The 25,232-nt window shown below is 48.4% G+C and carries 23 protein-coding genes, 1 tRNA gene and 2 rRNA genes; 16 read left to right on the top strand and 10 right to left on the bottom strand.

Annotated features, from left to right (window positions below):
- Nucleotides 1-85: 85 nt before the first annotated feature.
- From BEB54_RS19010 to BEB54_RS18985, 6 genes are read right to left on the bottom strand one after another with little or no spacing between them, the layout of a single operon-like run.
- Nucleotides 86-1,132, bottom strand: coding sequence for an aldose 1-epimerase family protein (locus BEB54_RS19010; RefSeq protein WP_105276814.1), 1,047 nt, complete (start codon nt 1,130-1,132; stop codon nt 86-88).
- On the bottom strand, nt 1,129-2,091 hold the full coding sequence (locus tag BEB54_RS19005; RefSeq protein ID WP_000048610.1) for a sugar kinase: 963 nt from the start codon (nt 2,089-2,091) through the stop codon (nt 1,129-1,131). The genes BEB54_RS19010 and BEB54_RS19005 overlap by 4 nt, the downstream gene beginning before the upstream one ends.
- 21 nt (nt 2,092-2,112) lie before the next feature.
- Nucleotides 2,113-3,102, bottom strand: a complete 990-nt coding sequence (locus BEB54_RS19000; RefSeq protein WP_000137049.1) for an ABC transporter permease — start codon at nt 3,100-3,102, stop codon at nt 2,113-2,115.
- Nucleotides 3,103-4,602: a sugar ABC transporter ATP-binding protein gene (locus BEB54_RS18995; protein WP_105276815.1), complete on the bottom strand. Its 1,500-nt coding sequence runs from the start codon at nt 4,600-4,602 to the stop codon at nt 3,103-3,105.
- A gap of 60 nt (nt 4,603-4,662) precedes the next feature.
- Nucleotides 4,663-5,553 (bottom strand): substrate-binding domain-containing protein, encoded by an 891-nt coding sequence (locus BEB54_RS18990; protein ID WP_024212244.1) that lies wholly within the window; start codon nt 5,551-5,553, stop codon nt 4,663-4,665.
- A 35-nt stretch (nt 5,554-5,588) separates the two neighbouring features.
- A complete protein-coding gene (locus tag BEB54_RS18985; RefSeq protein ID WP_000275531.1) occupies nt 5,589-6,443 on the bottom strand; it encodes a tagatose bisphosphate family class II aldolase in 855 nt (284 codons plus the stop codon).
- Between the two features lie 341 nt (nt 6,444-6,784).
- Between BEB54_RS18985 and BEB54_RS18980 the strand changes: the two genes are divergently transcribed.
- From BEB54_RS18980 to BEB54_RS18940, 9 genes are all read left to right on the top strand, one after another.
- On the top strand, nt 6,785-7,615 hold the full coding sequence (locus tag BEB54_RS18980; protein ID WP_105276816.1) for a DeoR/GlpR family DNA-binding transcription regulator: 831 nt from the start codon (nt 6,785-6,787) through the stop codon (nt 7,613-7,615).
- 31 nt (nt 7,616-7,646) lie between these two features.
- Entirely contained in the window at nt 7,647-8,582 is a 936-nt protein-coding gene (locus BEB54_RS18975; RefSeq protein WP_105276817.1) for a sugar kinase, read from the top strand.
- A gap of 92 nt (nt 8,583-8,674) precedes the next feature.
- Nucleotides 8,675-8,917 carry a YhdT family protein gene (locus BEB54_RS18970; RefSeq protein ID WP_062891041.1) on the top strand — a complete coding sequence of 81 codons (243 nt, stop codon included), beginning with the start codon at nt 8,675-8,677 and terminating at the stop codon, nt 8,915-8,917.
- Nucleotides 8,907-10,358, top strand: a complete 1,452-nt coding sequence (gene panF / locus BEB54_RS18965; protein ID WP_039021315.1) for a sodium/pantothenate symporter — start codon at nt 8,907-8,909, stop codon at nt 10,356-10,358. Before BEB54_RS18970 ends, panF begins: the two co-directional genes overlap by 11 nt.
- Before the next feature lie 11 nt (nt 10,359-10,369).
- On the top strand, nt 10,370-11,251 hold the full coding sequence (gene prmA, locus BEB54_RS18960) for a 50S ribosomal protein L11 methyltransferase (protein WP_032185218.1): 882 nt from the start codon (nt 10,370-10,372) through the stop codon (nt 11,249-11,251).
- 328 nt (nt 11,252-11,579) lie between these two features.
- The gene (gene dusB, locus BEB54_RS18955) at nt 11,580-12,545 is read left to right on the top strand and encodes a tRNA dihydrouridine synthase DusB (RefSeq protein WP_063114703.1); all 966 of its coding nucleotides are present in this window, start codon (nt 11,580-11,582) and stop codon (nt 12,543-12,545) included.
- A 25-nt stretch (nt 12,546-12,570) separates the two neighbouring features.
- A complete protein-coding gene (fis, locus tag BEB54_RS18950; RefSeq protein ID WP_000462905.1) occupies nt 12,571-12,867 on the top strand; it encodes a DNA-binding transcriptional regulator Fis in 297 nt (98 codons plus the stop codon).
- 85 nt (nt 12,868-12,952) lie between these two features.
- Nucleotides 12,953-13,837 (top strand): adenine-specific DNA-methyltransferase, encoded by an 885-nt coding sequence (gene yhdJ, locus BEB54_RS18945; protein WP_001258939.1) that lies wholly within the window; start codon nt 12,953-12,955, stop codon nt 13,835-13,837.
- Nucleotides 13,838-13,920: 83 nt separating this feature from the next.
- Nucleotides 13,921-14,100: a DUF2556 family protein gene (locus tag BEB54_RS18940; protein WP_001295275.1), complete on the top strand. Its 180-nt coding sequence runs from the start codon at nt 13,921-13,923 to the stop codon at nt 14,098-14,100.
- 2 nt (nt 14,101-14,102) lie between these two features.
- On the opposite strand, the gene acrS is transcribed toward BEB54_RS18940, so the two are convergent.
- Nucleotides 14,103-14,765, bottom strand: coding sequence for a multidrug efflux transporter transcriptional repressor AcrS (gene acrS, locus BEB54_RS18935; protein ID WP_001129503.1), 663 nt, complete (start codon nt 14,763-14,765; stop codon nt 14,103-14,105).
- A 397-nt stretch (nt 14,766-15,162) separates the two neighbouring features.
- Here acrS and acrE point away from each other — a divergent pair, with 397 nt between their 5' ends.
- The 7 genes from acrE to BEB54_RS18885 all read left to right on the top strand — a co-directional run bounded on the left by acrE (nt 15,163) and on the right by BEB54_RS18885 (nt 24,494).
- Nucleotides 15,163-16,320: a multidrug efflux RND transporter periplasmic adaptor subunit AcrE gene (gene acrE, locus BEB54_RS18925; RefSeq protein ID WP_000160362.1), complete on the top strand. Its 1,158-nt coding sequence runs from the start codon at nt 15,163-15,165 to the stop codon at nt 16,318-16,320.
- Nucleotides 16,321-16,331: 11 nt separating this feature from the next.
- Nucleotides 16,332-19,436, top strand: a complete 3,105-nt coding sequence (gene acrF, locus BEB54_RS18920) for a multidrug efflux RND transporter permease subunit AcrF (protein ID WP_001273306.1) — start codon at nt 16,332-16,334, stop codon at nt 19,434-19,436.
- Nucleotides 19,437-19,688: 252 nt separating this feature from the next.
- Nucleotides 19,689-19,910, top strand: coding sequence for a membrane protein (locus BEB54_RS18915; protein WP_000825639.1), 222 nt, complete (start codon nt 19,689-19,691; stop codon nt 19,908-19,910).
- A 430-nt stretch (nt 19,911-20,340) separates the two neighbouring features.
- A complete protein-coding gene (locus BEB54_RS18900) occupies nt 20,341-21,366 on the top strand; it encodes an amino acid ABC transporter substrate-binding protein (RefSeq protein WP_000738584.1) in 1,026 nt (341 codons plus the stop codon).
- A 67-nt stretch (nt 21,367-21,433) separates the two neighbouring features.
- On the top strand, nt 21,434-22,615 hold the full coding sequence (locus tag BEB54_RS18895; protein WP_105276818.1) for an amino acid ABC transporter permease: 1,182 nt from the start codon (nt 21,434-21,436) through the stop codon (nt 22,613-22,615).
- 9 nt (nt 22,616-22,624) lie between these two features.
- Nucleotides 22,625-23,728, top strand: a complete 1,104-nt coding sequence (locus tag BEB54_RS18890) for an amino acid ABC transporter permease (protein ID WP_032185227.1) — start codon at nt 22,625-22,627, stop codon at nt 23,726-23,728.
- Between the two features lie 7 nt (nt 23,729-23,735).
- Nucleotides 23,736-24,494, top strand: coding sequence for an amino acid ABC transporter ATP-binding protein (locus BEB54_RS18885; RefSeq protein WP_032185228.1), 759 nt, complete (start codon nt 23,736-23,738; stop codon nt 24,492-24,494).
- A 231-nt stretch (nt 24,495-24,725) separates the two neighbouring features.
- Here the strand turns inward: BEB54_RS18885 and rrf (BEB54_RS18880) are convergent.
- The 3 genes from rrf (BEB54_RS18880) to rrf (BEB54_RS18870) all read right to left on the bottom strand — a co-directional run bounded on the left by rrf (BEB54_RS18880) (nt 24,726) and on the right by rrf (BEB54_RS18870) (nt 25,225).
- Nucleotides 24,726-24,841 (bottom strand): 5S ribosomal RNA (gene rrf / locus BEB54_RS18880).
- 39 nt (nt 24,842-24,880) lie between these two features.
- A tRNA-Thr gene (locus BEB54_RS18875) sits at nt 24,881-24,956 on the bottom strand.
- Between the two features lie 153 nt (nt 24,957-25,109).
- Nucleotides 25,110-25,225: ribosomal RNA gene (gene rrf / locus BEB54_RS18870) — 5S ribosomal RNA — on the bottom strand.
- Nucleotides 25,226-25,232: the final 7 nt, after the last annotated feature.

Here is a 25,232-nt window from a genome sequence, read left to right as displayed (position 1 = left end):
ACGCGCGGTGTTTTCATCGCGCTTAGCAAAGAACGTAATCAACGCCGGGCCTGTTAACGCTGCCCGGCGTTTTTATTGCCGTTAGCTAACGGTAGCTTGCAATTTCCGCTTTCAACGCGCTAATTTCAGCATCGCCATCAACAATTCCCAGCTCAAAGCAGTATGTCTTTGTTTCCCCTGGCTCTATAAAGGGCAGACGCCCCTGCGCTCGTTCTTTATCACGACCGTCAGGAAAACTATTGCTGACCTCCAGCCCCATAACATATTCACCCGCGCCTAAATTTTTCCACTGGATAAAGTTGGGTAGCTGCATGGTGTCGAATTTCTCGTAAATTCCCCACCCCAGTTCGGCGTTCACCAGCGCAACTTTACTCATCCCCTGACTGTCGCTATTCAACGTGAGATAGTAAACCTGCTCGTCAAAACCGGGCTGTGGGGTACAAATCTCCAGATGACTGGTTAACCCTTCCGCCGCATGCGGGGTTCGTGGCGTTACGCTTTTAGCCGACAGCAAGATTTCTGCCTGTGGCGATAATAAAGGCCAGCCGTAATTAAAGTGATAAAGAATTTGCAGCGGCTGGCGGGTGAAACCATGATTAGTCACCTTGTCTTCAATGCGCAGCACATTTTCGCCATAACGGCAGCGAATGGTCCTTTCCAGCGTCAGATTTTCACCGAACAATCGTGTTTCCCGTACTTTGCCATTGATGACAAATTCAATGCCGTCGTCGGTCCGTTCTGTGCGATACCCCACCTCTTCTGCTGGAGTCGCAGCCAAACGCCCGTGTAACCCCAGCGTTTCTCCGTTATCCTCACAGGGCGTGCCAATGTAGCTAAGTCTGCAGGTAGTCAGTAACCCCGCGTAGAAGCTACGTAAAAACCCGTTGCCCTGAGACTCAAAAAAAGCGGGGGCGACAATGCCGTTGGGGGTGATAAAAGAGAGCGCAGTGTCCTTGTAGCTGGCCCATGCAATATCCAGCGCGCGATCTTTTACCACCGTAAATGCCAATCCCGCACCAGTACGGACATCAAACGCTTCTGTCCCCTTTGATCTGCCACTGCGTAACTCATAGTGTTTAATTCCGGCAACCTGCGAGAGATCGCCAATCCACGACCAAATTTCGTTTTTCATTGTGCTGCTTCCCGAATGGACATGTCATGGCGCTGGATGAACGCTTCGATTTCCGCAAGGCGAGACGTTCCCTCCATTGGGCCACGTCGGGTTACCGCCAGTGCACCGCAGGCGTTGGCATATTGTAATGCCCGATGGGCGTCAAACCCTAGCTGGCGGCAGGCAATCCACGCGCCACCAAAGCAGTCTCCCGCACCGGTCGGGTCAACTTCTTCCACCGGATAGCTCTCAACATGAAACTGCTCATTCGCGGAGTAGTAACTGGCACCTTGATTGCCGCGCTTCACAATCACCTCTTTAACACCTTCTTCAAGAAAACCAGCGATTGCACGCTCCGGTGTCGAGTGTGGCGACAAGAGCAACACTTCTCCCTCGCTGGGCATATAGATATCTGTTAACTCAAGAACAAAGTGGAGGGCGTCACGCATTTCTGGAATATCGAGCATCTCTTTACGAATATTAGGGTCGAAAGAAATAACGCCACCATTTGCTTTAACGATGGTTACTGCTTTTTTTACTGCGTCTACCATATGGAATGAAAACAGGGATGAACCCATAATATGAAAATGGGTACAGTCCTTCAGAATATTTTCATCAACATGCTGCGCCGATAATTTACCGCAAGCGGCATTCTTGATATTAAAAATAAAATCACGATCGCCAGAGTTATGATAAGTAACAAAGGCGCTACCGGTGGCTTCCAGAGGTAAGACTGAAATCCCCCTAATATCCACACCATCAGCAGCCAAACGATGTATATTAATATCACCAAAGCCATCATTCCCCACACAGCTAATGATGCCGCACGGAACGCCAAGACGTGTCACTTGATCGATAAAAATAGCGGGCGCGCCACTGGGATAAGGACCGTTCCAAATTCCGGGTTGATCAAATGGCTGGCCGATTTTACTCGCCATAATTTCAACCAGAATTTCTCCAATTGTGAAGACCTTACTCATATAATTAATTCCTTGAAATGATTAGCTACGTTTTCTTTTATTTCTTACGTCAAAATAAACGGCTACAAGAATGACTAATCCTTTAACCACCATCTGATAGAAATAGGGAACATTCATTAAGTTCATGCCATTATTAATAACGCCGATGGTTAATGCCCCGATTACCGTCCCCACCACCGTTCCATAGCCGCCGTTCAGGCTGGTGCCTCCCAGTACAGCCGCGGCAATAGCATCCAGTTCGTAGCTCAACGCGGAATTCGGTTGCCCGGAATAGAGGCGTGAGGCGAGGATCATCCCGCTGATACCTGCCAGCACGGCTGTAATCATAAAGACTTTAATTTTCAAGCGGGTGACATTTATCCCTGAATAAACTGCCGCTTCTTTATTACCACCAGTGATATAAATTTTTCGTCCAAAGGTTGTTTTAGTAAGAATGAAGTGGTTAATCAGCAATAAGATGATTAATATCCAGATAGGAATAGGTATATAGAGAAATTCTCCATTCCCCAGCGCCAGAAAGGCATCATCTTTAATCATGATGGGCATACCATCGGTCACTATATAAGCGATACCACGGAAGATCCCCATTGTAGCAACGGTGACAATAAACGAAGGGATACCCGCTATAGCCGTCAAGCCACCATTTATCATCCCCAGAGCCAGGGCTGCAATAATGGATAATGGGACCAATAAAATAAATGGAATTCCCCATGAAGCCCCAAGCGCAGCAAATGTGCCAATCAATGCAATGGTTGAACCGACTGATAAATCAATATCGCCAAGCAAAAGTACATAAGTCATTCCATAGGCGGTAATTGCAATTATCGAAACCTGAAGAATAATATTAGTAATGTTATTGGCAGTAAAAAAACTGTCATTAATAAAACTGAACAGAATGATTAACACCACCATTCCACTGAGGATACCGCCATATTGCCTGAAGACTTTTTTAAAATTATTTGCAATGGGAATTTCCGAAGGTTTCGGACTGGCAAGAGTTTTCTCTGTCATTTAACGTACTCCTGTTGCAGCGGTCATTACCTGTGTCTGCGTTAAATTTTCACATGAATAAATATCGGCAATCGTTTTATTACGCATTACCACCAGACGATCGCTAAGTGCCATGACTTCAGGCAGTTCAGAGGACACCAGAATAATTGCTGTTCCTGCCGCAGCCAGTTGACGTATCACGTGATAGATTTCAAATTTTGCGCCGACATCCACTCCGCGCGTAGGCTCATCGAGCAATAAAATACGTGGGGTTTTCTCCAGCCACTTCGATAACACGATTTTCTGTTGATTACCGCCGCTTAGCGCCCCCACAGCCTGATGTACAGAACTCACTTTAGTATTCATTCTGGCAATAGATTGCAGCGTCTTCGCCTCTTCTTGTCGGTGATTGATGAGTCCCATCCGCGAAGCGTTATATTGAAACGCCACATGGTGCGTGTTCATATTGACGTCGTGCATCAGCACTAACCCTTCTTCCTTGCGGTTTTCGGTCACAAAAGCAATGCCATGATCAATAGCCTGTTTGGGATTAGCGATCCTGACTTCCTTACCATCGATCAACACTGTCCCGTGATACGAAACGAGGCCAAATAGCGCCTTCATCACATCGGAACGCCCGGCCCCCACCAGGCCAAAAAATCCGAGGACTTCCCCCGGACGCACAGCGAAACTGACCTCTTTAAAAAGCGAAGGATGGGAAAGGTTTTTTACTTCCAGTTTTGCAGGAACATTTTCATCCGGCTTTTCCCCAAGACGTGCTGGCCAAATGTTTTTCATTTCCCGACCAACCATTTGGGCAATCAAATGCTGGATATCACTGTTTTTCTTTTCATGCGTAGCGATATACTCACCGTCGCGGATCACCGAAATATCATCTGAAATCCGCATAATTTCATCCATGCGATGAGAGATATAAATAACCGCACAACCTCGCTGCTTTAATTTCTCAATAATGTTAAACAGAATCTCTGCTTCATTATCACTTAGCGAAGATGTCGGTTCATCCATAATCACGACATCTGCTGCATAGCTTAAGGCTTTGGCAATTTCTACCAGTTGCCTATGTGCCATCGACATATTGCCGACCATTTCCAGCGGATCCAGTGGGATGCCCAGTTCCGCGAGGAGATTCTGGCAATCTGCGAGCATTTTTTTATCGTTAATAATGCCAAAACGTCGCGGTTCATTATTGGCATAAATATTTTCCGCCACTGTCATATTATTACTCAGGCTCAGTTCCTGAAAAATAATAGCAATCCCTAACTGACGTGAATGCTGCGGATTATTAATTGTGATAGTTTCACCACGTAGTTTTATTGTTCCCTGGGTTGGCGGATAAACACCGGCCAATATTTTCATTAATGTCGATTTACCGGCACCATTCTCACCTAATAAAGTATGTACCCGCCCTTTACGTAAAGAGAGTGTAATATCTTTTAATGCCTGAACATGACCAAATGTCTTCGCAATATGCGAAACATCAAGAATAACATCCGTCATAATGACCTCGGTGTCACAACAAAACGTCGATAACGTTTTGTTGTGAAATGAAGATGTTTATTATTTACCTGTATAAACGCCGGGTTGTACCGGGATCATTTTCTCTACCGGTTTACCATTGAGGTGATCAACAGCGGCATCAATGGCTTTAGCACCCATTTGATCGGGATATTGCCGAATCACGGCCGCAAACGTTTTTTCACTATCAACGGCATCTCGCGCTTCTTTCATACCATCAAAACCAATGATTTTGATGTTGTCGTTATGCGCAGATTTCGCCGCTATAACCGCCGCCAGCGCCGCATCATCACCAAAGCCAAACAGACCATTCAGGTTGGCGTTGGCCTGCATAATGTTTTGCGCAGTCGTTAACGCTTCAGCCCGCGTTATACCAGGCTGTTCAGCAACAATTTTAATATCCGGTGTCTCGCTTAACCCTTTCTTAAAACCATCAACGCGCGCAACCACCGATTGTAGTGCCGGATAAGAAATAATGGCTACAGTACCTTTACCATTCAAAAGTTTGCCCATTAACTTACCAGCTTCAACGCCTCCCGCGTAATTATCGGTCGCAACATGCGATACGACCGGAACGCCTTCCGCGGCAACGTCAACGGTGATAACGGGAATACCAGCCTTATCGGCTTTAATTATCGCTGCCTGGACACCTTTCGAATCGACCGGAGAGATAATAATGGCATCTACCTTTTTAGTAATAAAATCCTCAACATCAGAAAGCTGTTTGTTTAAATCCTGATTGGCAATAGAGACACTTAAATTGACATTGTCTTTTTTCGCCTCTTCTTTCATTGCATTTGCGAGGTCGATATAAAAAGGGTGTTGCTGTGTTAATAATGAAGCTCCAATTTTATACTCTTTTGCCAATGAACTTTGCGAGAACAATGCCAGGCTCACCATCATAGCGGAACCAAGTAATTTAATATTTTTCATAAACAATCCTCATTGTTTTTGTAGGGTACAACGTCTTAAATTTTTCCTTCACTGCCACAGACGCCAATAATGCGGGTTACAACTTCCTTCATAGCGGCCTTTGCCGGCTGCATATAATGACGAGGATCATTTGCCGCTGGATTGTTGTAGAAATATCCTTTTAATGCATCGGCAAACGCAATTTTCAATTCTGTCGCGACATTTACTTTACAAATACCGTGGCGAATACAGAGCTGAACGTCCTGTTCCGATAGGCCTGAAGCTCCATGCAACACCAGCGGAATTTCCACCAGCTGGCGAATTTGTTCCAGCCGCACAAAATCCAGACGTGGTTCATGCGCATATAAACCATGTGCAGTGCCTATTGCTACCGCCAGAGAGTCAATTTGGGTACGTTGAACAAACTCTGCAGCTGCGGCTGGTGAGGTATAAGCTGAATCTTTTTCATCCACCAGCAGATCGTCCTCCTGACCGCCAAGACGCCCTAGCTCGGCCTCAACGCTAACATCAAAGCGATGGCAAAAGGCGGTAACTTCTTGCACTCGCGCAATGTTGTCTTCAAATGGCAAATGGGAACCATCAATCATGACAGAACGGATCCCTGCGCGGACCTTGTTAAAAATGTCATCACACTCTTCATGATGATCGAGATGCAGGACTAACGGTAGGTTGTACTCGCGAGCCAGCGATTGTACTAACGAAATCAAACTTCCCACGCCGCCATAACGATAAGTACCCGGTGTTCCCGCCAGCATAACGGGAGAGCGAAGTTGTGCAGCGCTCTCAACAACTACCTGTAAAGTTTCAAGGTTATGAATGTTGAAAGCAGGGACGGCATATCCCTCTGACTGGGCTTTTTTCAGCATGTTTTTGCTTGAAATGATGTACATCGCAGCTCCTGATATTTGTCGTTCACCTTACAAAATGAAGAAAGAGAATCTTCACTTTCATTTTGAAAGCAAACTAGCACAGCAAAAGCGGTAAAAAGCGTGACGCATGTCGAATATCATCAAAATAACTTACAAAAAAATAACTTAATTTATTTTTCACTTTGAAAATGAAACCAATGATGCCTTTGGACAGATATGGAAATATTCATTTATTTTCAATGCATTAAGCTATTTTTGCTGCAATTTTTGCCCTATGCTTTTATTTTCGAATTGTCGATATTATTGAAGGGTAACTTTCAAAGAAAAATACAAGGGGCTATAGTGTTACGCATTAAAGGCCAATGAAGAGTGTTAACGTGCCGAGAAAATCGTCTAACCTACTGAAACGCAGATTAAAAATTGCAGAAATTGTTGCCGCCCAGGGTGAAATCAAAGTTGATGACTTATCTGCGCAACTTGGTGTCTCTGGCGTGACGATCCGCGGCGATCTCAGTTATCTGGAGCAACAGGGATATTTAAAGCGATCATTTGGCGGTGCTATTGCGACACCCCTCTCCTCTGAACCAGAAGCGATACAACCGATTGCGCCGTTGTCTCTGGCACAACAAATGGAAATAGCGCGACATTGCGCACGGTTAATTCGCGATCGTGACACGCTATTTCTTGGACATGGCATAATCTGCCGTAAGATCATTCCCTTGCTCAGCGAAGTGAAAAAACTGCGTCTGATCACCAACGATCCCGAACATGCGCTGCTGGCAAATCAGTTTATTGATGGCGAAATAATACTGGCTGGCAGTGAAATGCTACGCCCCGACACCGCATTGGCCGGAAAACCGCTCGAACAGGCACTTCAGCATTTCACCATTACACATAGCATTCTGGAAATCAGCCATCTGGATACTGATGGTACTTTAAATACCAACGCTCCCAGACTTGCCGCTGCCTGGCAGCTCTGTTTCGATAATGCCCAGAATAAGACGGTTATCGTTGCCGCCGATCCTGCGCCATCAACGGTAGCCATTGGACATTTGCATCAGGCAGAAAATGTGATCGTCAGCCGCAGCATTAACGAACAATATCAGCAACAATTGCAGTCGGCTGATTTCGTTATCCTTTATACCAGTAATGAGTGCTTTACCTGGTCCAATCGCGAAAGGCTTCAGGAATGAGAGGGGTTTTGTGACAATAACTATCTGCGCTATGGGCGAATTGCTGGCCGAGTTTTTGTCCCGCAACCCACATCAAAAATTCACTCAGCCGGGGGAGTTTATCGGGCCATTTCCTAGCGGTGCGCCTGCAATTTTTGCAGCTCAAGTGGCAAAACTGTCCCATCGGGCCATCTTCTTCGGATGTGTTGGTAATGATGATTTTGGCCGACTCATTGTAGAACGTCTTCGTCATGAAGGTGTCATTACCGATGGGATCCACGTGATGAACAATGCCGTGACAGGTACGGCGTTCGTAAGTTATCAAAATCCACAGCAGCGGGATTTCGTCTTTAATATCCCTAACAGCGCCTGCGGTTTGTTTACTGCCGAGCACATTGATAAGGATCTGCTAAAACAGTGTAACCATCTGCATATTGTGGGCTCATCATTGTTCTCATTTCGCATGATCGATGTCATGCGTAAAGCAATAACGACGATCAAATCGGCTGGCGGCACCGTTTCTTTCGATCCCAATATTCGCAAAGAGATGCTGAGTATTCCTGAAATGGCGCAGGCTCTCGATTATTTGATTGAATATACGGATATTTTTATCCCCAGCGAAAGCGAACTCCCTTTCTTCGCGCGTCACAAAAATCTGTCAGAAGAACAGATTGTTAGCGATCTTCTACACGGCGGCGTAAAACATGTAGCGATAAAACGCGCCCAGCATGGAGCCAGCTATTACAAGATAAAAAACGGTACATTACATGCCCAGCATGTTGCAGGCCACGATATCGAAATAATCGATCCAACGGGTGCTGGCGACTGTTTTGGCGCAACGTTTATCACTCTTTTCTTATCAGGTTTCCCGGCACATAAGGCGCTGCAATATGCTAACGCCAGCGGCGCGCTCGCCGTAATGCGGCAAGGTCCGATGGAAGGGATATCCTCACTGACTGACATTGAAGACTTTTTGCAGCAGCACTGAATGGCAATTTTCTGTCAGATTATTTTCCCTGCCTGAAGAGTTGCCGTAGAATTGCCCGTTTCTCGTATCCCCCCATGAGGAGGACCCCTTCCGTGGACACTCGTTTTGTTCAGGCCCATAAAGAGGCGCGCTGGGCGCTGGGGCTGACCCTTTTGTATCTGGCGGCATGGTTAGTGGCCGCTTACTTACCTGGCGTTGCCCCCGGTTTTACCGGCTTTCCACGCTGGTTTGAGATGGCTTGCATCCTGACGCCGCTGCTGTTTATTGGACTGTGCTGGGCGATGGTGAAATTTATCTATCGCGATATCCCGCTGGAGGATGACGATGCAGCTTGAAGTGATTCTACCGCTGGTCGCCTATCTGGTGGTGGTGTTCGGGATTTCAGTTTATGCAATGCGTAAACGGAACACCGGCACCTTCCTCAATGAGTATTTCCTCGGCAGCCGTTCTATGGGCGGTATTGTGCTGGCGATGACGCTCACCGCGACCTATATCAGTGCCAGTTCGTTTATCGGCGGGCCAGGAGCTGCTTATAAATACGGCCTGGGTTGGGTATTGCTGGCAATGATTCAGCTACCTGCGGTCTGGCTTTCGCTCGGTATTCTCGGCAAGAAGTTCGCAATTCTCGCGCGCCGCTACAATGCGGTGACGCTGAACGATATGCTGTTTGCCCGCTACCAGAGTCGCCTGCTGGTGTGGCTGGCGAGTTTGAGTTTGCTGGTTGCGTTCGTTGGTGCGATGACCGTGCAGTTTATCGGCGGTGCGCGCCTGCTGGAAACCGCGGCGGGTATCCCTTATGAAACAGGTTTGCTGATTTTTGGCATCAGCATTGCGCTCTACACCGCCTTTGGCGGCTTTCGCGCCAGCGTGCTGAACGACACCATGCAAGGGTTGGTGATGCTGATTGGCACCATTGTGCTGCTTATTGGCGTAGTCCATGCTGCTGGCGGCTTAAGCAATGCAGTAGAGACGCTGCAAACCATCGATCCGCAACTGGTTACGCCACAAGGCGCTGACGATATTCTGTCACCTGCGTTTATGACGTCGTTCTGGGTGCTGGTGTGTTTTGGCGTGATTGGCCTGCCGCATACTGCGGTGCGCTGTATCTCTTATAAAGACAGCAAAGCCGTACATCGGGGGATCATCATCGGTACGATTGTGGTCGCAATCCTGATGTTCGGTATGCACCTGGCCGGAGCGTTAGGTCGGGCGGTGATCCCCGATCTCACCGTACCGGACCTGGTGATCCCGACGTTGATGGTAAAAGTGCTGCCACCGTTTGCTGCCGGGATCTTCCTGGCTGCACCTATGGCTGCGATCATGTCGACGATCAATGCCCAGTTGCTGCAAAGTTCCGCTACGATCATTAAAGATCTCTATCTGAATATCCGTCCGGATCAAATGCAAAACGAGACGCGTCTGAAGCGGATGTCGGCGGTGATCACGTTGGTTCTCGGTGCGTTGCTGCTGCTTGCCGCCTGGAAGCCACCAGAAATGATCATCTGGCTGAATTTGCTGGCCTTCGGTGGGCTGGAAGCCGTTTTCCTGTGGCCGCTGGTGCTGGGTCTTTACTGGGAACGCGCCAACGCCAAAGGCGCGCTAAGTGCGATGATCGTTGGCGGCGTACTGTATGCCGTACTCGCGACGCTGAATATTCAGTACCTGGGCTTCCACCCTATCGTGCCCTCGTTACTACTAAGTTTGCTGGCTTTCCTGGTCGGAAACCGTTTCGGTACATCCGTCCCGCAAGCTACCGTTTTGACTACTGATAAATAAAGAGTTTTGCCATGCCTTGGATCCAACTGAAACTGAACACTACCGGCGCGAATGCTGAAGAACTTAGCGATGCGCTGATGGAAGCGGGTGCCGTTTCTATCACTTTTCAGGATACCCACGATACGCCTGTATTTGAGCCGCTGCCGGGCGAAACGCGCCTGTGGGGCGACACCGATGTGATTGGTCTGTTCGATGCTGAAACCGACATGAATGAAGTAGTGGCGATTCTGGAGAATCATCCGCTGCTCGGCGCAGGCTTCGCGCACAAAATCGAACAACTGGAAGATAAAGACTGGGAGCGCGAATGGATGGATAATTTCCACCCGATGCGCTTTGGTGAACGACTGTGGATCTGCCCAAGCTGGCGTGATGTGCCGGACGAAAACGCCGTCAACGTAATGTTAGACCCAGGTCTGGCGTTTGGTACAGGGACTCATCCAACTACCTCTCTGTGCCTGCAATGGCTCGACAGCCTCGATTTAACCGGTAAAACGGTCATCGACTTTGGCTGCGGTTCCGGCATTCTGGCTATCGCGGCGCTGAAGCTGGGTGCAGCAAAAGCCATTGGTATTGATATCGACCCGCAGGCGATTCAGGCCAGCCGCGATAACGCCGAACGTAATGGCGTTTCTGACCGTCTGGAACTCTACTTACCGAAAGATCAGCCAGAAGAAATGAAAGCCGACGTGGTGGTCGCTAACATCCTTGCAGGCCCATTACGTGAACTGGCACCGTTAATCAGCGTCCTGCCGGTTTCAGGTGGCTTGCTGGGCCTTTCCGGTATTCTGGCAAGCCAGGCAGAGAGCGTTTGTGAAGCTTATGCCGACAGCTTCGCTCTGGACCCGGTCGTGGAAAAAGAAGAGTGGTGCCGCATTACCGGTCGTAAGAATTAACCTTCGCATCGCCGTATGGTGACGCAAGGCGAAGTGCGAGCAAGGTCACAAAAGGCACGTTAATTTGCCGATTATTTACGCAGATTTGCGTGCCAAAATTTTCATTCATAAAGAAAAATTGAGAACTTACTCAAATTTCTTGGAGTGTAAATTTTAGTCACTATTTTCTAATATGATGATTTTTATGAGTAATTATCGCGCTAAGCTCATTTTAAATGCAATTCTTTGATCCATCTCAGAGGATTGGTCAAAGTTTGGCCTTTCATCTCGTGCAAAAAATGCGTAATATACGCCGCCTTGCAGTCACAGTATGGTCATTTCTTAACTCATGCGCATCGGACAATATCAGCTCAGAAATCGCCTGATCGCAGCGCCCATGGCTGGCATTACAGACAGACCTTTTCGGACGTTGTGCTACGAGATGGGAGCCGGATTGACAGTATCCGAGATGATGTCTTCTAACCCACAGGTTTGGGAAAGCGACAAATCTCGTTTACGGATGGTGCACATTGATGAACCCGGTATTCGCACCGTGCAAATTGCCGGTAGCGATCCGAAAGAAATGGCGGATGCAGCACGTATTAACGTGGAAAGCGGTGCCCAGATTATTGATATCAATATGGGTTGCCCGGCTAAAAAAGTGAATCGCAAGCTCGCAGGTTCAGCCCTCTTGCAGTACCCGGATGTCGTTAAATCGATCCTTACCGAGGTCGTCAATGCAGTGGACGTTCCTGTTACCCTGAAGATTCGCACCGGCTGGGCGCCGGAACACCGTAACTGCGAAGAGATTGCCCAACTGGCTGAAGACTGTGGCATTCAGGCTCTGACCATTCATGGCCGAACACGCGCCTGTTTGTTCAATGGAGAAGCTGAGTACGACAGTATTCGGGCAGTTAAGCAGAAAGTTTCCATTCCGGTTATCGCGAATGGCGACATTACTGACCCGCTTAAAGCCAGAGCTGTGCTCGACTATACAGGGGCGGATGCCCTGATGATAGGCCGCGCAGCTCAGGGAAGACCCTGGATCTTTCGGGAAATCCAGCATTATCTGGACACTGGGGAGTTGCTGCCCCCGCAGCCTTTGGCAGAGGTTAAGCGCTTGCTTTGCGCGCACGTTCGGGAACTGCATGACTTTTATGGTCCGGCAAAAGGGTACCGAATTGCACGTAAACACGTTTCCTGGTATCTCCAGGAACACGCTCCAAATGACCAGTTTCGGCGCACATTCAACGCCATTGAGGATGCCAGCGAACAGCTGGAGGCGTTGGAGGCATACTTCGAAAATTTTGCGTAAACAGAAATAAAGAGCTGACAGAACTATGTTCGAACAACGCGTAAATTCTGACGTACTGACCGTTTCTACCGTTAACTCTCAGGATCAGGTAACCCAAAAACCCCTGCGTGACTCGGTTAAACAGGCACTGAAGAACTATTTTGCTCAACTGAACGGTCAGGATGTGAATGACCTCTATGAGCTGGTACTGGCTGAAGTAGAACAGCCCCTGTTGGACATGGTGATGCAATACACCCGTGGTAACCAGACCCGTGCTGCGCTGATGATGGGCATCAACCGTGGTACGCTGCGTAAAAAATTGAAAAAATACGGCATGAACTAATTCAGGTTAGCTAAATGCTTGATTAAAAAGGCGCTACTCGGCATGGGGAAGCGCCTTTTTTATAGGTGTCACAAAGGGAGTGACCATGAGAACAGGATGTGAACCGACCCGATTTGGTAATGAAGCAAAGACCATCATCCAGGGTGATGCATTAACCGAACTTAAAAAGATCCCCGCCGAAAGTGTAGATCTGATCTTTGCCGACCCACCGTATAACATCGGTAAAAATTTTGATGGTCTGATCGAAGCCTGGAAAGAAGATCTGTTTATCGACTGGCTGTTTGAAGTGATTGCAGAGTGCCACCGCGTTCTGAAAAAGCAGGGCAGCATGTACATCATGAACAGCACGGAAAACATGCCCTTTATCGATCTCCAGTGCCGCAAGCTTTTTACCATCAAAAGTCGCATCGTCTGGTCATATGACAGTTCTGGAGTGCAGGCGAAAAAACACTACGGCTCCATGTACGAACCCATCCTGATGATGGTGAAAGACGCAAAGAACTACACGTTCAACGGTGATGCTATTCTGGTAGAAGCCAAAACCGGATCGCAGCGCGCGTTGATCGATTATCGCAAAAATCCTCCACAGCCTTACAATCATCAAAAAGTACCGGGTAACGTCTGGGATTTTCCGCGCGTGCGTTATTTGATGGATGAATATGAGAATCACCCGACGCAAAAACCGGAAGCCTTACTGAAACGCATTATTCTCGCCTCTTCCAACCCAGGCGATATCGTTCTCGACCCGTTTGCCGGTAGCTTTACTACCGGTGCCGTAGCCGCCGCCAGCGGGCGAAAATTCATTGGTATTGAGATCAACAGCGAGTACATCAAAATGGGGCTTCGACGGCTGGATGTCGCGTCGCATTACTCTGCGGAAGAACTGGCGAAAGTGAAAAAAAGAAAGACCGGCAACCTGTCAAAACGAAGCCGGTTAAGCGAAGTTGACCCCGATCTCATTGCAAAGTAAAGGAAGTGTAAGCCTGGTTTTCAGATTATTCATTTCGTGTATATTTCCTGCCAGACTTGGTTAAACATGCACAGGCTCAGGTAATGATTCGCAAGTATTGGTGGCTCGTCGTTTTCGCTGTCTTCGTTTTTCTGTTTGATACTTTACTGATGCAGTGGATTGAACTGCTGGCAACAGAAACAGACAAATGCCGCAATATGAACTCAGTTAATCCACTAAAACTGGTTAACTGTGACGAACTGAATTTTCAGGACAGAATGTGAATTTATATGACACTTAATTCATTCGTTTGATGAATTAATTTCGTTATGTTTTCATCTGGCATGAACATTCTTAATACGTTATCGACCAGTGCGGGTGCTTGTTTATAAAGATCATAACCCGCCATATTCATTAACCAGTTTTGAACAATACCGCTGAAGGCTCCATCAATAATAATCATCACAACATCTAAATCGAGATTATTTGCTATACAACCTTGTTGCTGACATGCCTGCAATACTTCGCGGAGAGTCTGCGGATTAAAGCCCATCTTTTCGCGTATCACTCCCTCTGCCAGCATCTCATCATTAAATTCACATTTGTGATATAAGATTTTCAGCAACGCCTGCTGGCGGGGAATTTTGGCAATATATTGCAAGCCAACAATCAATTTTTCACGCAATTGCTGAAACGGGTCATGCTCTAACCCAGCAGTCAAGTGATCCTGGATTAACTCCCGCAATGAAGGCTGTTGCAACCACATCTCATTAAACAGTTGGGTCTTGTTCTCGAAGTGCCAGTAGATAGCGCCACGCGTAACGTTAGCGGCGTCGGCAATGTCGTTGAGCGTCGTCTTGCTTACGCCATGCTGCGCAAACTGGGCGATGGCAGTTTCAATCAGTTCTTGCCGGGTCTTCAGGGCTTCAGCTTTGGTTCTTTTTGCCATGATTAATTATTCAGGAAATAAATATATTCGACACAGGATGAGAAAATAGCGAAGGTTAATCTATCACCTAATGTATATTTATACGAGAGGCTAATATTGAGTTGCTATAAATCGTCAAATAAATAACGTTTATTATTTACCTAAAATACATTCACTCTATCAATATATATTTCAATTTACGAGGATTTGATTCTACCTCTTTCAACCCGCGTCAAAATAAAACAGTAAAATATTAATCTTTTTTGTGTTTATGTGCCTTGAGACGCCAGTATTCATAACTATTCCTTACATCGACGAATGATAATTTGTAGGATAGCGAACTGTATTTTTCTTTCTGCGAGTTAACGCGTTGCCTTTTTGGGTAAATAACGCGCTTTTGGTTTTTTGAGGAATAGTAATGACGAAACATGCCAGGTTTTTCCTCCTGCCCTCCTTTATTCTGATCTCCGCGGCTTTAATCGCCGGTTGTAACGATAAGGGAGAAGAGAAAGCTCACGTCGGTGAACCGCAGGTTACCGTTCATATTGTGAAAACGGCCCCGTTAGAAGTTAAGACTGAATTACCAGGCCGCACCAATGCTTACCGTATAGCCGAAGTTCGCCCACAGGTTAGCGGGATCGTACTGAGTCGCAATTTCACTGAAGGCAGCGATGTGCAAGCAGGCCAGTCTCTGTACCAGATCGATCCCGCGACCTATCAGGCAAGTTATGACAGCGCGAAAGGCGAACTGGCGAAAAGTGAAGCCGCCGCCGCCATCGCGCATTTGACGGTAAAACGTTACGTTCCGCTCGTGGGTACGAAATACATCAGTCAGCAGGAGTACGACCAGGCCATTGCTGATGCTCGCCAGGCCGATGCCGCCGTGATTGCCGCAAAAGCCACGGTCGAAAGCGCTCGCATCAATCTCGCTTATACCAAAGTGACTGCGCCAATTAGCGGACGTATCGGCAAATCTACTGTGACCGAAGGCGCTCTTGTCACTAATGGGCAAACGACTGAACTGGCGACTGTCCAGCAGCTCGATCCTATCTACGTTGATGTGACCCAATCCAGCAACGATTTTATGAGGCTGAAGCAATCCGTAGAGCAAGGAAATTTGCATAAGGAGAACGCCACCAGCAACGTAGAGTTGGTCATGGAGAACGGTCAAACCTATCCCCTGAAAGGTACGCTGCAATTCTCCGATGTTACCGTTGATGAAAGCACCGGCTCCATAACCCTACGTGCCGTCTTCCCTAACCCGCAACATACGCTTTTACCTGGTATGTTTGTGCGCGCACGGATTGATGAAGGCGTCCAACCTGATGCCATTCTTATCCCGCAACAAGGCGTTAGCCGCACACCGCGTGGTGATGCAACCGTGCTGATTGTTAACGATAAAAGTCAGGTTGAAGCGCGCCCTGTCGTTGCCAGCCAGGCGATTGGCGATAAATGGTTGATTAGCGAAGGGCTGAAATCTGGCGATCAAGTCATTGTCAGCGGCCTGCAAAAAGCGCGTCCGGGAGAGCAGGTTAAAGCCACTACCGATACCCCCGCAGATACTGCATCGAAGTAAGGCAATCTGACATGGCAAACTTTTTTATTCGACGACCGATATTTGCATGGGTGCTGGCCATTATTCTGATGATGGCGGGTGTACTGGCGATCCTACAATTGCCCGTCGCCCAATACCCAACCATTGCGCCGCCTGCAGTTTCTGTTTCGGCAAACTATCCGGGCGCTGATGCGCAGACCGTGCAGGATACGGTGACGCAGGTTATCGAACAGAATATGAATGGTATCGATAACCTGATGTATATGTCCTCCACCAGCGATTCCGCCGGTAGCGTGACAATTACCCTTACCTTCCAGTCCGGGACCGATCCAGATATCGCGCAAGTGCAGGTGCAGAACAAACTCCAGCTCGCCACGCCGTTGCTGCCGCAAGAGGTTCAGCAGCAGGGGATCAGTGTTGAAAAGTCCAGTAGCAGCTATTTGATGGTGGCGGGCTTTGTCTCTGATAACCCAGGCACCACACAGGACGATATCTCGGACTATGTGGCCTCTAACGTTAAAGATACGCTCAGCCGTCTGAATGGCGTCGGTGACGTACAGCTTTTCGGCGCACAGTATGCGATGCGTATCTGGTTGGACGCCGATCTGCTAAACAAATATAAACTGACGCCGGTTGATGTGATTAACCAGTTGAAGGTACAGAACGATCAGATCGCTGCCGGACAGTTGGGCGGAACGCCAGCGTTACCAGGGCAACAGTTGAACGCCTCGATTATTGCTCAGACGCGGTTAAAAAATCCGGAAGAATTCGGCAAAGTGACCCTGCGCGTAAACAGTGACGGCTCGGTGGTACGCCTGAAAGATGTCGCACGGGTTGAACTTGGCGGTGAAAACTATAACGTTATCGCTCGCATCAACGGTAAACCGGCGGCGGGCCTGGGTATTAAGCTGGCAACCGGCGCGAATGCTCTCGATACCGCGAAAGCCATTAAGGCAAAACTGGCGGAATTACAGCCATTCTTCCCGCAGGGAATGAAGGTTCTCTACCCTTATGACACCACACCATTCGTCCAGCTTTCTATTCACGAAGTGGTAAAAACGCTGTTCGAAGCCATTATGCTGGTGTTCCTGGTGATGTATCTGTTCTTGCAGAATATGCGAGCAACGCTGATCCCCACCATTGCGGTACCCGTGGTGTTGTTAGGGACGTTTGCCATCCTCGCCGCTTTTGGTTACTCCATCAATACACTAACTATGTTCGGGATGGTGCTTGCCATCGGGCTGCTCGTCGATGATGCGATAGTGGTGGTGGAGAACGTCGAGCGCGTGATGATGGAGGATAAGCTCCCGCCAAAAGAAGCGACGGAAAAATCAATGTCGCAAATCCAGGGCGCACTGGTGGGTATCGCGATGGTGCTGTCAGCGGTATTTATTCCAATGGCATTCTTCGGCGGTTCTACTGGGGCAATTTACCGCCAGTTCTCTATCACCATCGTTTCGGCAATGGCGCTTTCTGTTCTGGTGGCATTGATTCTTACCCCAGCGTTATGTGCAACACTGCTCAAACCCGTCTCTGCTGAGCATCACGAAAATAAGGGCGGTTTCTTCGGCTGGTTTAATACCACCTTCGATCATAGCGTTAACCACTACACCAACAGCGTCGGCAAAATCCTCGGTTCCACAGGACGATATTTACTGATCTATGCACTAATTGTTGCTGGAATGGTGGTGTTGTTTTTACGTCTTCCGTCTTCCTTCTTACCTGAAGAGGATCAGGGTGTCTTTCTGACTATGATTCAGTTACCCGCTGGCGCGACGCAAGAGCGGACGCAAAAAGTGTTGGATCAAGTGACGGATTACTATCTGAAGAACGAGAAAGCGAACGTAGAAAGTGTCTTTACGGTTAACGGCTTTAGCTTCAGCGGCCAGGCACAAAATGCCGGTATGGCTTTCGTCAGTCTGAAACCGTGGGAAGAGCGTAGTGGTGACGAAAACAGTGCGGAAGCGGTAATCCATCGTGCCAAAATGGAATTGGGCAAGATCCGCGACGGTTTTGTCATTCCATTCAATATGCCAGCCATTGTTGAACTGGGCACGGCAACGGGTTTCGACTTTGAGTTAATTGATCAGGCTGGGCTGGGTCACGATGCCCTGACCCAGGCCCGTAACCAGTTGCTTGGCATGGCGGCGCAACATCCTGCCAGCTTAGTCAGCGTGCGTCCTAATGGTCTGGAAGACACCGCGCAGTTTAAACTGGAAGTTGACCAGGAAAAGGCGCAGGCATTAGGTGTTTCACTTTCTGACATCAATCAGACCATTTCAACGGCGTTGGGTGGGACTTACGTTAACGACTTCATTGACCGTGGTCGCGTGAAAAAGGTGTATGTTCAGGCGGATGCCAAATTCCGTATGCTGCCAGAAGATGTCGATAAACTTTATGTCCGCAGCGCCAACGGCGAAATGGTGCCATTCTCTGCCTTTACCACTGCACATTGGGTGTATGGCTCTCCGCGACTGGAGCGCTACAACGGTCTGCCGTCAATGGAGATTCAGGGGGAAGCCGCGCCAGGAACCAGTTCCGGCGATGCCATGGCGTTGATGGAAAACCTTGCATCACAATTACCAGCTGGCATTGGTTATGACTGGACGGGTATGTCATATCAGGAACGCTTATCGGGAAACCAAGCTCCCGCTCTGGTAGCAATTTCCTTTGTGGTTGTTTTCCTGTGCCTTGCTGCACTCTATGAAAGCTGGTCAATTCCTGTCTCGGTTATGTTAGTCGTGCCGTTAGGGATTGTCGGCGTGCTACTGGCGGCGACACTCTTTAATCAAAAAAATGACGTCTACTTTATGGTGGGCTTGCTAACGACAATTGGCTTGTCGGCCAAAAACGCTATTTTGATTGTTGAGTTCGCTAAAGATCTCATGGAGAAAGAGGGTAAAGGTGTTGTTGAAGCGACACTGGTGGCAGTACGTATGCGTCTGCGTCCTATCCTGATGACCTCTCTCGCCTTTATTCTCGGCGTATTACCGCTAGCTATCAGTAACGGTGCCGGCAGTGGCGCGCAGAACGCAGTGGGTATCGGGGTAATGGGCGGGATGGTCTCTGCAACGTTGCTGGCAATCTTCTTCGTGCCGGTGTTCTTTGTGGTTATCCGCCGTTGCTTTAAAGGATAAATCAGAAACATAAAGGCGCTTTCGGGTGCCTTTATTATTTTCAGTGAAACCCATAAAAATTAATAAGATATTCTTCTACTCACTCTTTAAAAACTTTCTATAGTTCCCGCTCCCTTCACTATTTTTACAATTCACATAATTTGTCATTATTCATGCCGCAAGATTTATAACCTCCAGTGATAAAATGGCATTCAGCTCGTTAATAAGAGAGTTAACTTATTAAGCGTTAGCGTTTATTACTGAGGTAACACCATGAAAAGATTAATTCCTGTAGCATTGCTCACCGCATTGCTGGCGGGCTGTGCTCACGATTCGCCCTGCGTTCCGGTTTATGACGATCAGGGTCGACTGGTTCACACCAATACCTGTATGAAAGGCACGACTCAGGATAACTGGGAAACGGCTGGGGCTATTGCTGGCGGGGCAGCAGCTGTTGCTGGCCTGACGATGGGGATCATCGCTCTGTCGAAATAACTGAACAGGGCGCGGAGTACCGCGCTCTGTTTAACGATACAGTATCTCTCCATAAGATAAAATATTGCTATATTCTGCTGGGTAATTCCCTGCTGATTTAGCATGTTATATCGCGTTATTTCGCTGCTTTCGAAATAACGCATCAATTTAATTTTCACACTTCCTACCAGAAATATACTCACGCTAACAATCATTATTCTGCTTAGTAAAAAATGCGTAAATATTTTGCGCCAAAATGTGGCGCATGTTTCATTTTCGCACCATTGCGGGGCGCTGTTTTTATTATTTCCTGTCTACACTCAGCTTATTGCGACGCGAAATCGTGCGCAAAAGCTGGCACTACTTTTGCTTATAAGAGGATGGCCACAGACAGGTAAAAGACGTTTCCCAAACGTCCTATAACGATAATTTTCGCCTCACAGGAAGCATTATGAAAAAGATGATGATAGCCACACTGGCTGCCGCCAGCGTGCTGCTTGCCGTTGCAAATCAGGCGCATGCTGGCGCGACGCTTGATGCCGTTCAGAAAAAAGGTTTTGTGCAATGCGGGATCAGTGATGGATTACCTGGGTTCTCTTATGCCGATGCTGACGGTAAGTTTTCAGGTATTGATGTAGATGTTTGTCGTGGTGTTGCGGCAGCTGTATTTGGTGACGACACGAAAGTGAAATATACCCCGCTCACTGCAAAAGAACGCTTCACGGCTTTACAGTCAGGGGAGGTGGATTTGCTCTCCCGTAATACGACCTGGACTTCCTCTCGCGATGCCGGTATGGGAATGGCATTTACTGGCGTCACTTATTATGACGGCATTGGTTTCCTGACGCACGATAAAGCGGGATTAAAAAGCGCGAAAGAACTGGATGGCGCAACAGTCTGTATTCAGGCGGGTACTGATACCGAACTCAACGTCGCCGATTACTTCAAGGCAAACAATATGAAGTACACACCAGTGACTTTCGATCGCTCTGACGAATCCGCGAAGGCACTGGAATCTGGCCGCTGCGATACGCTGGCCTCGGATCAATCACAACTGTATGCCCTGCGCATCAAATTAAGCAACCCAGCTGAATGGATTGTTTTACCGGAAGTTATCTCTAAAGAACCGCTTGGGCCGGTAGTTCGTCGTGGCGATGATGAATGGTTCTCTATAGTGCGCTGGACGCTTTTCGCCATGCTGAATGCTGAAGAGATGGGCGTTAATTCGCAAAACGTTGATGAAAAAGCGGCTAATCCTGCAACGCCTGATATGGCGCATCTGCTGGGTAAAGAGGGCGATTACGGTAAAGATCTGAAGCTGGATAATAAATGGGCTTACAACATCATCAAACAGGTGGGTAATTACTCGGAAATTTTTGAGCGTAACGTAGGTTCAGAAAGCCCCCTGAAGATTAAACGTGGGCAAAATAATCTCTGGAATAACGGCGGTATTCAGTACGCGCCGCCCGTGCGTTAAGTCGGTGTGAGGTAATGAGCGTCGCTACGGCGGCGCTCTCTTCAGCGTTATGCTTTCCGAGGTTTCTATGTCTCATCGCCGCTCAACCGTTAAAGGCTCACTCTCCTTTGCCAACCCTACGGTTCGCGCCTGGTTATTCCAGATCCTTGCCGTTGTTGCTGTTGTCGGCATTGTTGGTTGGCTATTTCACAACACTGTGACGAATCTCAGTAATCGTGGCATTACTTCGGGTTTTGCCTTTCTGGATCGCGGCGCTGGCTTCGGTATTGTCCAGCATTTGATCGATTACCAGCAGGGTGATACCTACGGACGCGTTTTCATTGTTGGCTTACTCAATACGCTGCTGGTTTCTGCATTGTGTATTGTATTCGCTTCTGTTCTGGGCTTCTTTATCGGTCTGGCACGACTTTCGGATAACTGGCTGCTACGAAAGCTTTCCACAATTTATATTGAGATCTTCCGTAATATTCCGCCGCTACTGCAAATCTTCTTCTGGTACTTTGCCGTGTTGCGCAATTTGCCCGGACCACGCCAGGCAGTGAGTGCGTTTGATCTGGCCTTTTTGAGCAATCGTGGGCTTTATATTCCGTCGCCGCAGCTGGGAGACGGATTTATTGCGTTTATCCTGACTGTTGTTATGGCTATAGCCATTTCTGTTGGGCTATATCGCTTTAATAAAAAACACCAGATAAAGACCGGACAACTGCGCCGAACCTGGCCGTTCGCCGTTGGATTAATCATTGGCTTGCCTTTACTGGCGCAATGGCTTTTTGGCGCGGCACTGCACTGGGATGTTCCAGCCCTACAAGGTTTTAATTTCCGCGGCGGGATGGTTTTAATTCCTGAACTGGCAGCCTTAACGCTGGCGCTTTCGGTTTATACCTCTGCATTTATCGCCGAGATTATCCGCGCCGGGATTCAGGCGGTGCCTTATGGTCAACATGAAGCTGCCAGGTCACTGGGATTGCCCAACCCGGTTACGCTACGCCAGGTCATTATTCCTCAGGCACTGCGAGTGATTATTCCTCCATTAACCAGCCAGTATCTCAACATCGTCAAAAACTCCTCTCTTGCCGCCGCTATTGGCTATCCGGATATGGTTTCGCTGTTTGCTGGCACCGTACTAAACCAGACGGGGCAAGCCATCGAGACTATAGCCATGACCATGTCGGTCTATCTGATTATCAGTTTGACTATCTCGCTGCTGATGAATATTTATAACCGCCGCATCGCGATCGTTGAACGCTAAGGAGTCATGATGACAAAAGTATTGCTGTCTCATCCCCCGCGCCCGGCGAGCCATAACACAAGCCGCGCGATGGTGTGGGTGCGGAAAAATCTGTTCTCCAGCTGGAGCAATAGCCTGCTGACTATTGGCTGCATATGGTTGATGTGGGAACTGATCCCACCATTGCTGAACTGGGCATTTTTGCAGGCTAACTGGGTTGGCTCAACGCGTGCCGACTGCACAAAAGCAGGTGCCTGTTGGGTCTTCATCCACGAACGATTTGGTCAGTTTATGTATGGGCTTTACCCACACGACCAACGCTGGCGAATTAACCTGGCATTACTGATTGGCCTTGTTTCTATCGCACCAATGTTCTGGAAAATACTCCCGCATCGCGGTCGCTATATTGCGGTCTGGGCGGTGATTTACCCACTGATTGTCTGGTGGCTGATGTATGGCGGGTTTCTTGGTCTTGAACGGGTTGAAACCAGGCAATGGGGCGGGCTGACGCTCACTTTAATTATTGCATCAGTTGGGATTGCGGGGGCGCTGCCGTGGGGGATCTTACTGGCGTTAGGTCGCCGCTCCCATATGCCGATTGTGCGTATCTTATCGGTCATTTTTATCGAGTTCTGGCGCGGTGTACCGCTGATTACCGTTCTGTTTATGTCTTCGGTCATGCTGCCGTTGTTTATGGCAGAAGGCACCAGTATCGACAAATTGATCCGCGCGCTGGTTGGCGTGATCCTGTTTCAGTCAGCATATGTTGCGGAAGTCGTGCGAGGCGGATTACAGGCGCTGCCTAAAGGGCAATATGAAGCGGCAGAGTCGCTGGCGTTGGGTTACTGGAAAACCCAGGGGCTGGTTATTCTGCCACAGGCGTTGAAGCTGGTGATTCCTGGGCTGGTAAATACCATCATCGCACTCTTCAAAGATACCAGCCTGGTGATCATCATCGGGTTGTTCGATCTTTTCAGTAGCGTTCAGCAGGCAACCGTTGATCCCGCCTGGTTGGGTATGTCGACGGAAGGGTATGTTTTCGCCGCACTGATCTACTGGATCTTCTGTTTCAGCATGTCACGTTATAGCCAACATCTGGAAAAACGTTTTAACACCGGGCGTACACCGCATTGAGGACACTATGAGCCAAATTTTACTGCAACCTGCTAACGCGATGATTACGCTGGAAAACGTCAATAAATGGTATGGGCAATTCCATGTTTTGAAAAATATAAATTTAACCGTGCAACCGGGAGAACGGATCGTTCTGTGTGGCCCTTCTGGTTCCGGTAAATCGACAACCATTCGTTGTATTAATCATCTGGAAGAACATCAACAGGGACGGATCGTGGTGGATGGCATCGAACTTAATGAAGATATCCGCAATATTGAGCGCGTCAGGCAGGAAGTGGGAATGGTCTTTCAGCATTTCAATCTCTTCCCTCATCTGACCGTTCTACAGAACTGTACCCTGGCACCGATTTGGGTACGCAAGATGCCTAAGAAAGAGGCTGAAGCTCTGGCGATACATTACCTTGAGCGGGTGAGAATTGCCGAACATGCCCAGAAGTTTCCGGGACAGATTTCTGGTGGTCAGCAGCAACGTGTTGCCATAGCACGTTCACTTTGTATGAAACCAAAGATCATGCTGTTTGACGAACCTACGTCTGCGCTCGATCCGGAGATGGTGAAAGAAGTGCTGGATACAATGATTGGGCTGGCGCAGTCAGGTATGACAATGTTGTGCGTAACGCACGAGATGGGGTTTGCGCGAACCGTCGCTGATCGGGTGATTTTTATGGATCGTGGGGAGATAGTGGAACAAGCTGCACCGGATGAGTTTTTTGCGCATCCTAAATCAGAGCGTACGAGGGCATTTTTATCGCAGGTAATCCATTAAGTTTTACATGGATTCTGAACGCAAAAAGGCCATCCTTTCGGATGGCCTTTCACTTGATTTGATGTCTGGCAGTTTATGGCGGGCGTCCTGCCCGCCACCCTCCGGGCCGTTGCTTCGCAACGTTCAAATCCGCTCCCGGCGGATTTGTCCTACTCGGGAGAGTGTTCACCGACAAACAACAGATAAAACAAAAGGCCCAGTCTTCCGACTGGGCCTTTTGTTTTATTTGATGTCTGGCAGTTCCCTACTCTCGCATGGGGAGACCCCACACTACCATCGGCGCTACGGCGTTTCACTTCTGAGTTCGGCATGGGGTCAGGTGGGACCACCGCGCTACTGCCGCCAGACAAATTCTTTTCTAATCTGCCGAACTTTAACCTAAAAAGTGGTGCTGATACCCAGAGTCGAACTGGGGACCTCACCCTTACCAAGGGTGCGCTCTACCAACTGAGCCATATCAGCACGCTAAATTTGATGCCTGGCAGTTTATGAATCACTTCGCGATTCACCCTTCGGGCCGTTGCTTCGCAACGTTCAAAAGCTTTCGCTTTTGTCCTACTCTCTTATCGAGTAGTGAACTGCCTCAAAGGTCAGTGCCATTCTTCGTAATTTGATGCCTGGCAGTTCCCTACTCTCGCATGGGGAGACCCCACACTACCATCGGCGCTACGGCGTTTCACTTCTGAGTTCGGCATGGGGTCAGGTGGGACCACCGCGCTAAGGCCGCCAGGCAAATTC

Source organism: Escherichia sp. MOD1-EC6021 (assembly GCF_002965245.1).
Lineage (GTDB): Bacteria > Pseudomonadota > Gammaproteobacteria > Enterobacterales > Enterobacteriaceae > Escherichia > Escherichia coli_F.
This window is presented reverse-complemented; position numbering and strand designations above follow the sequence as displayed.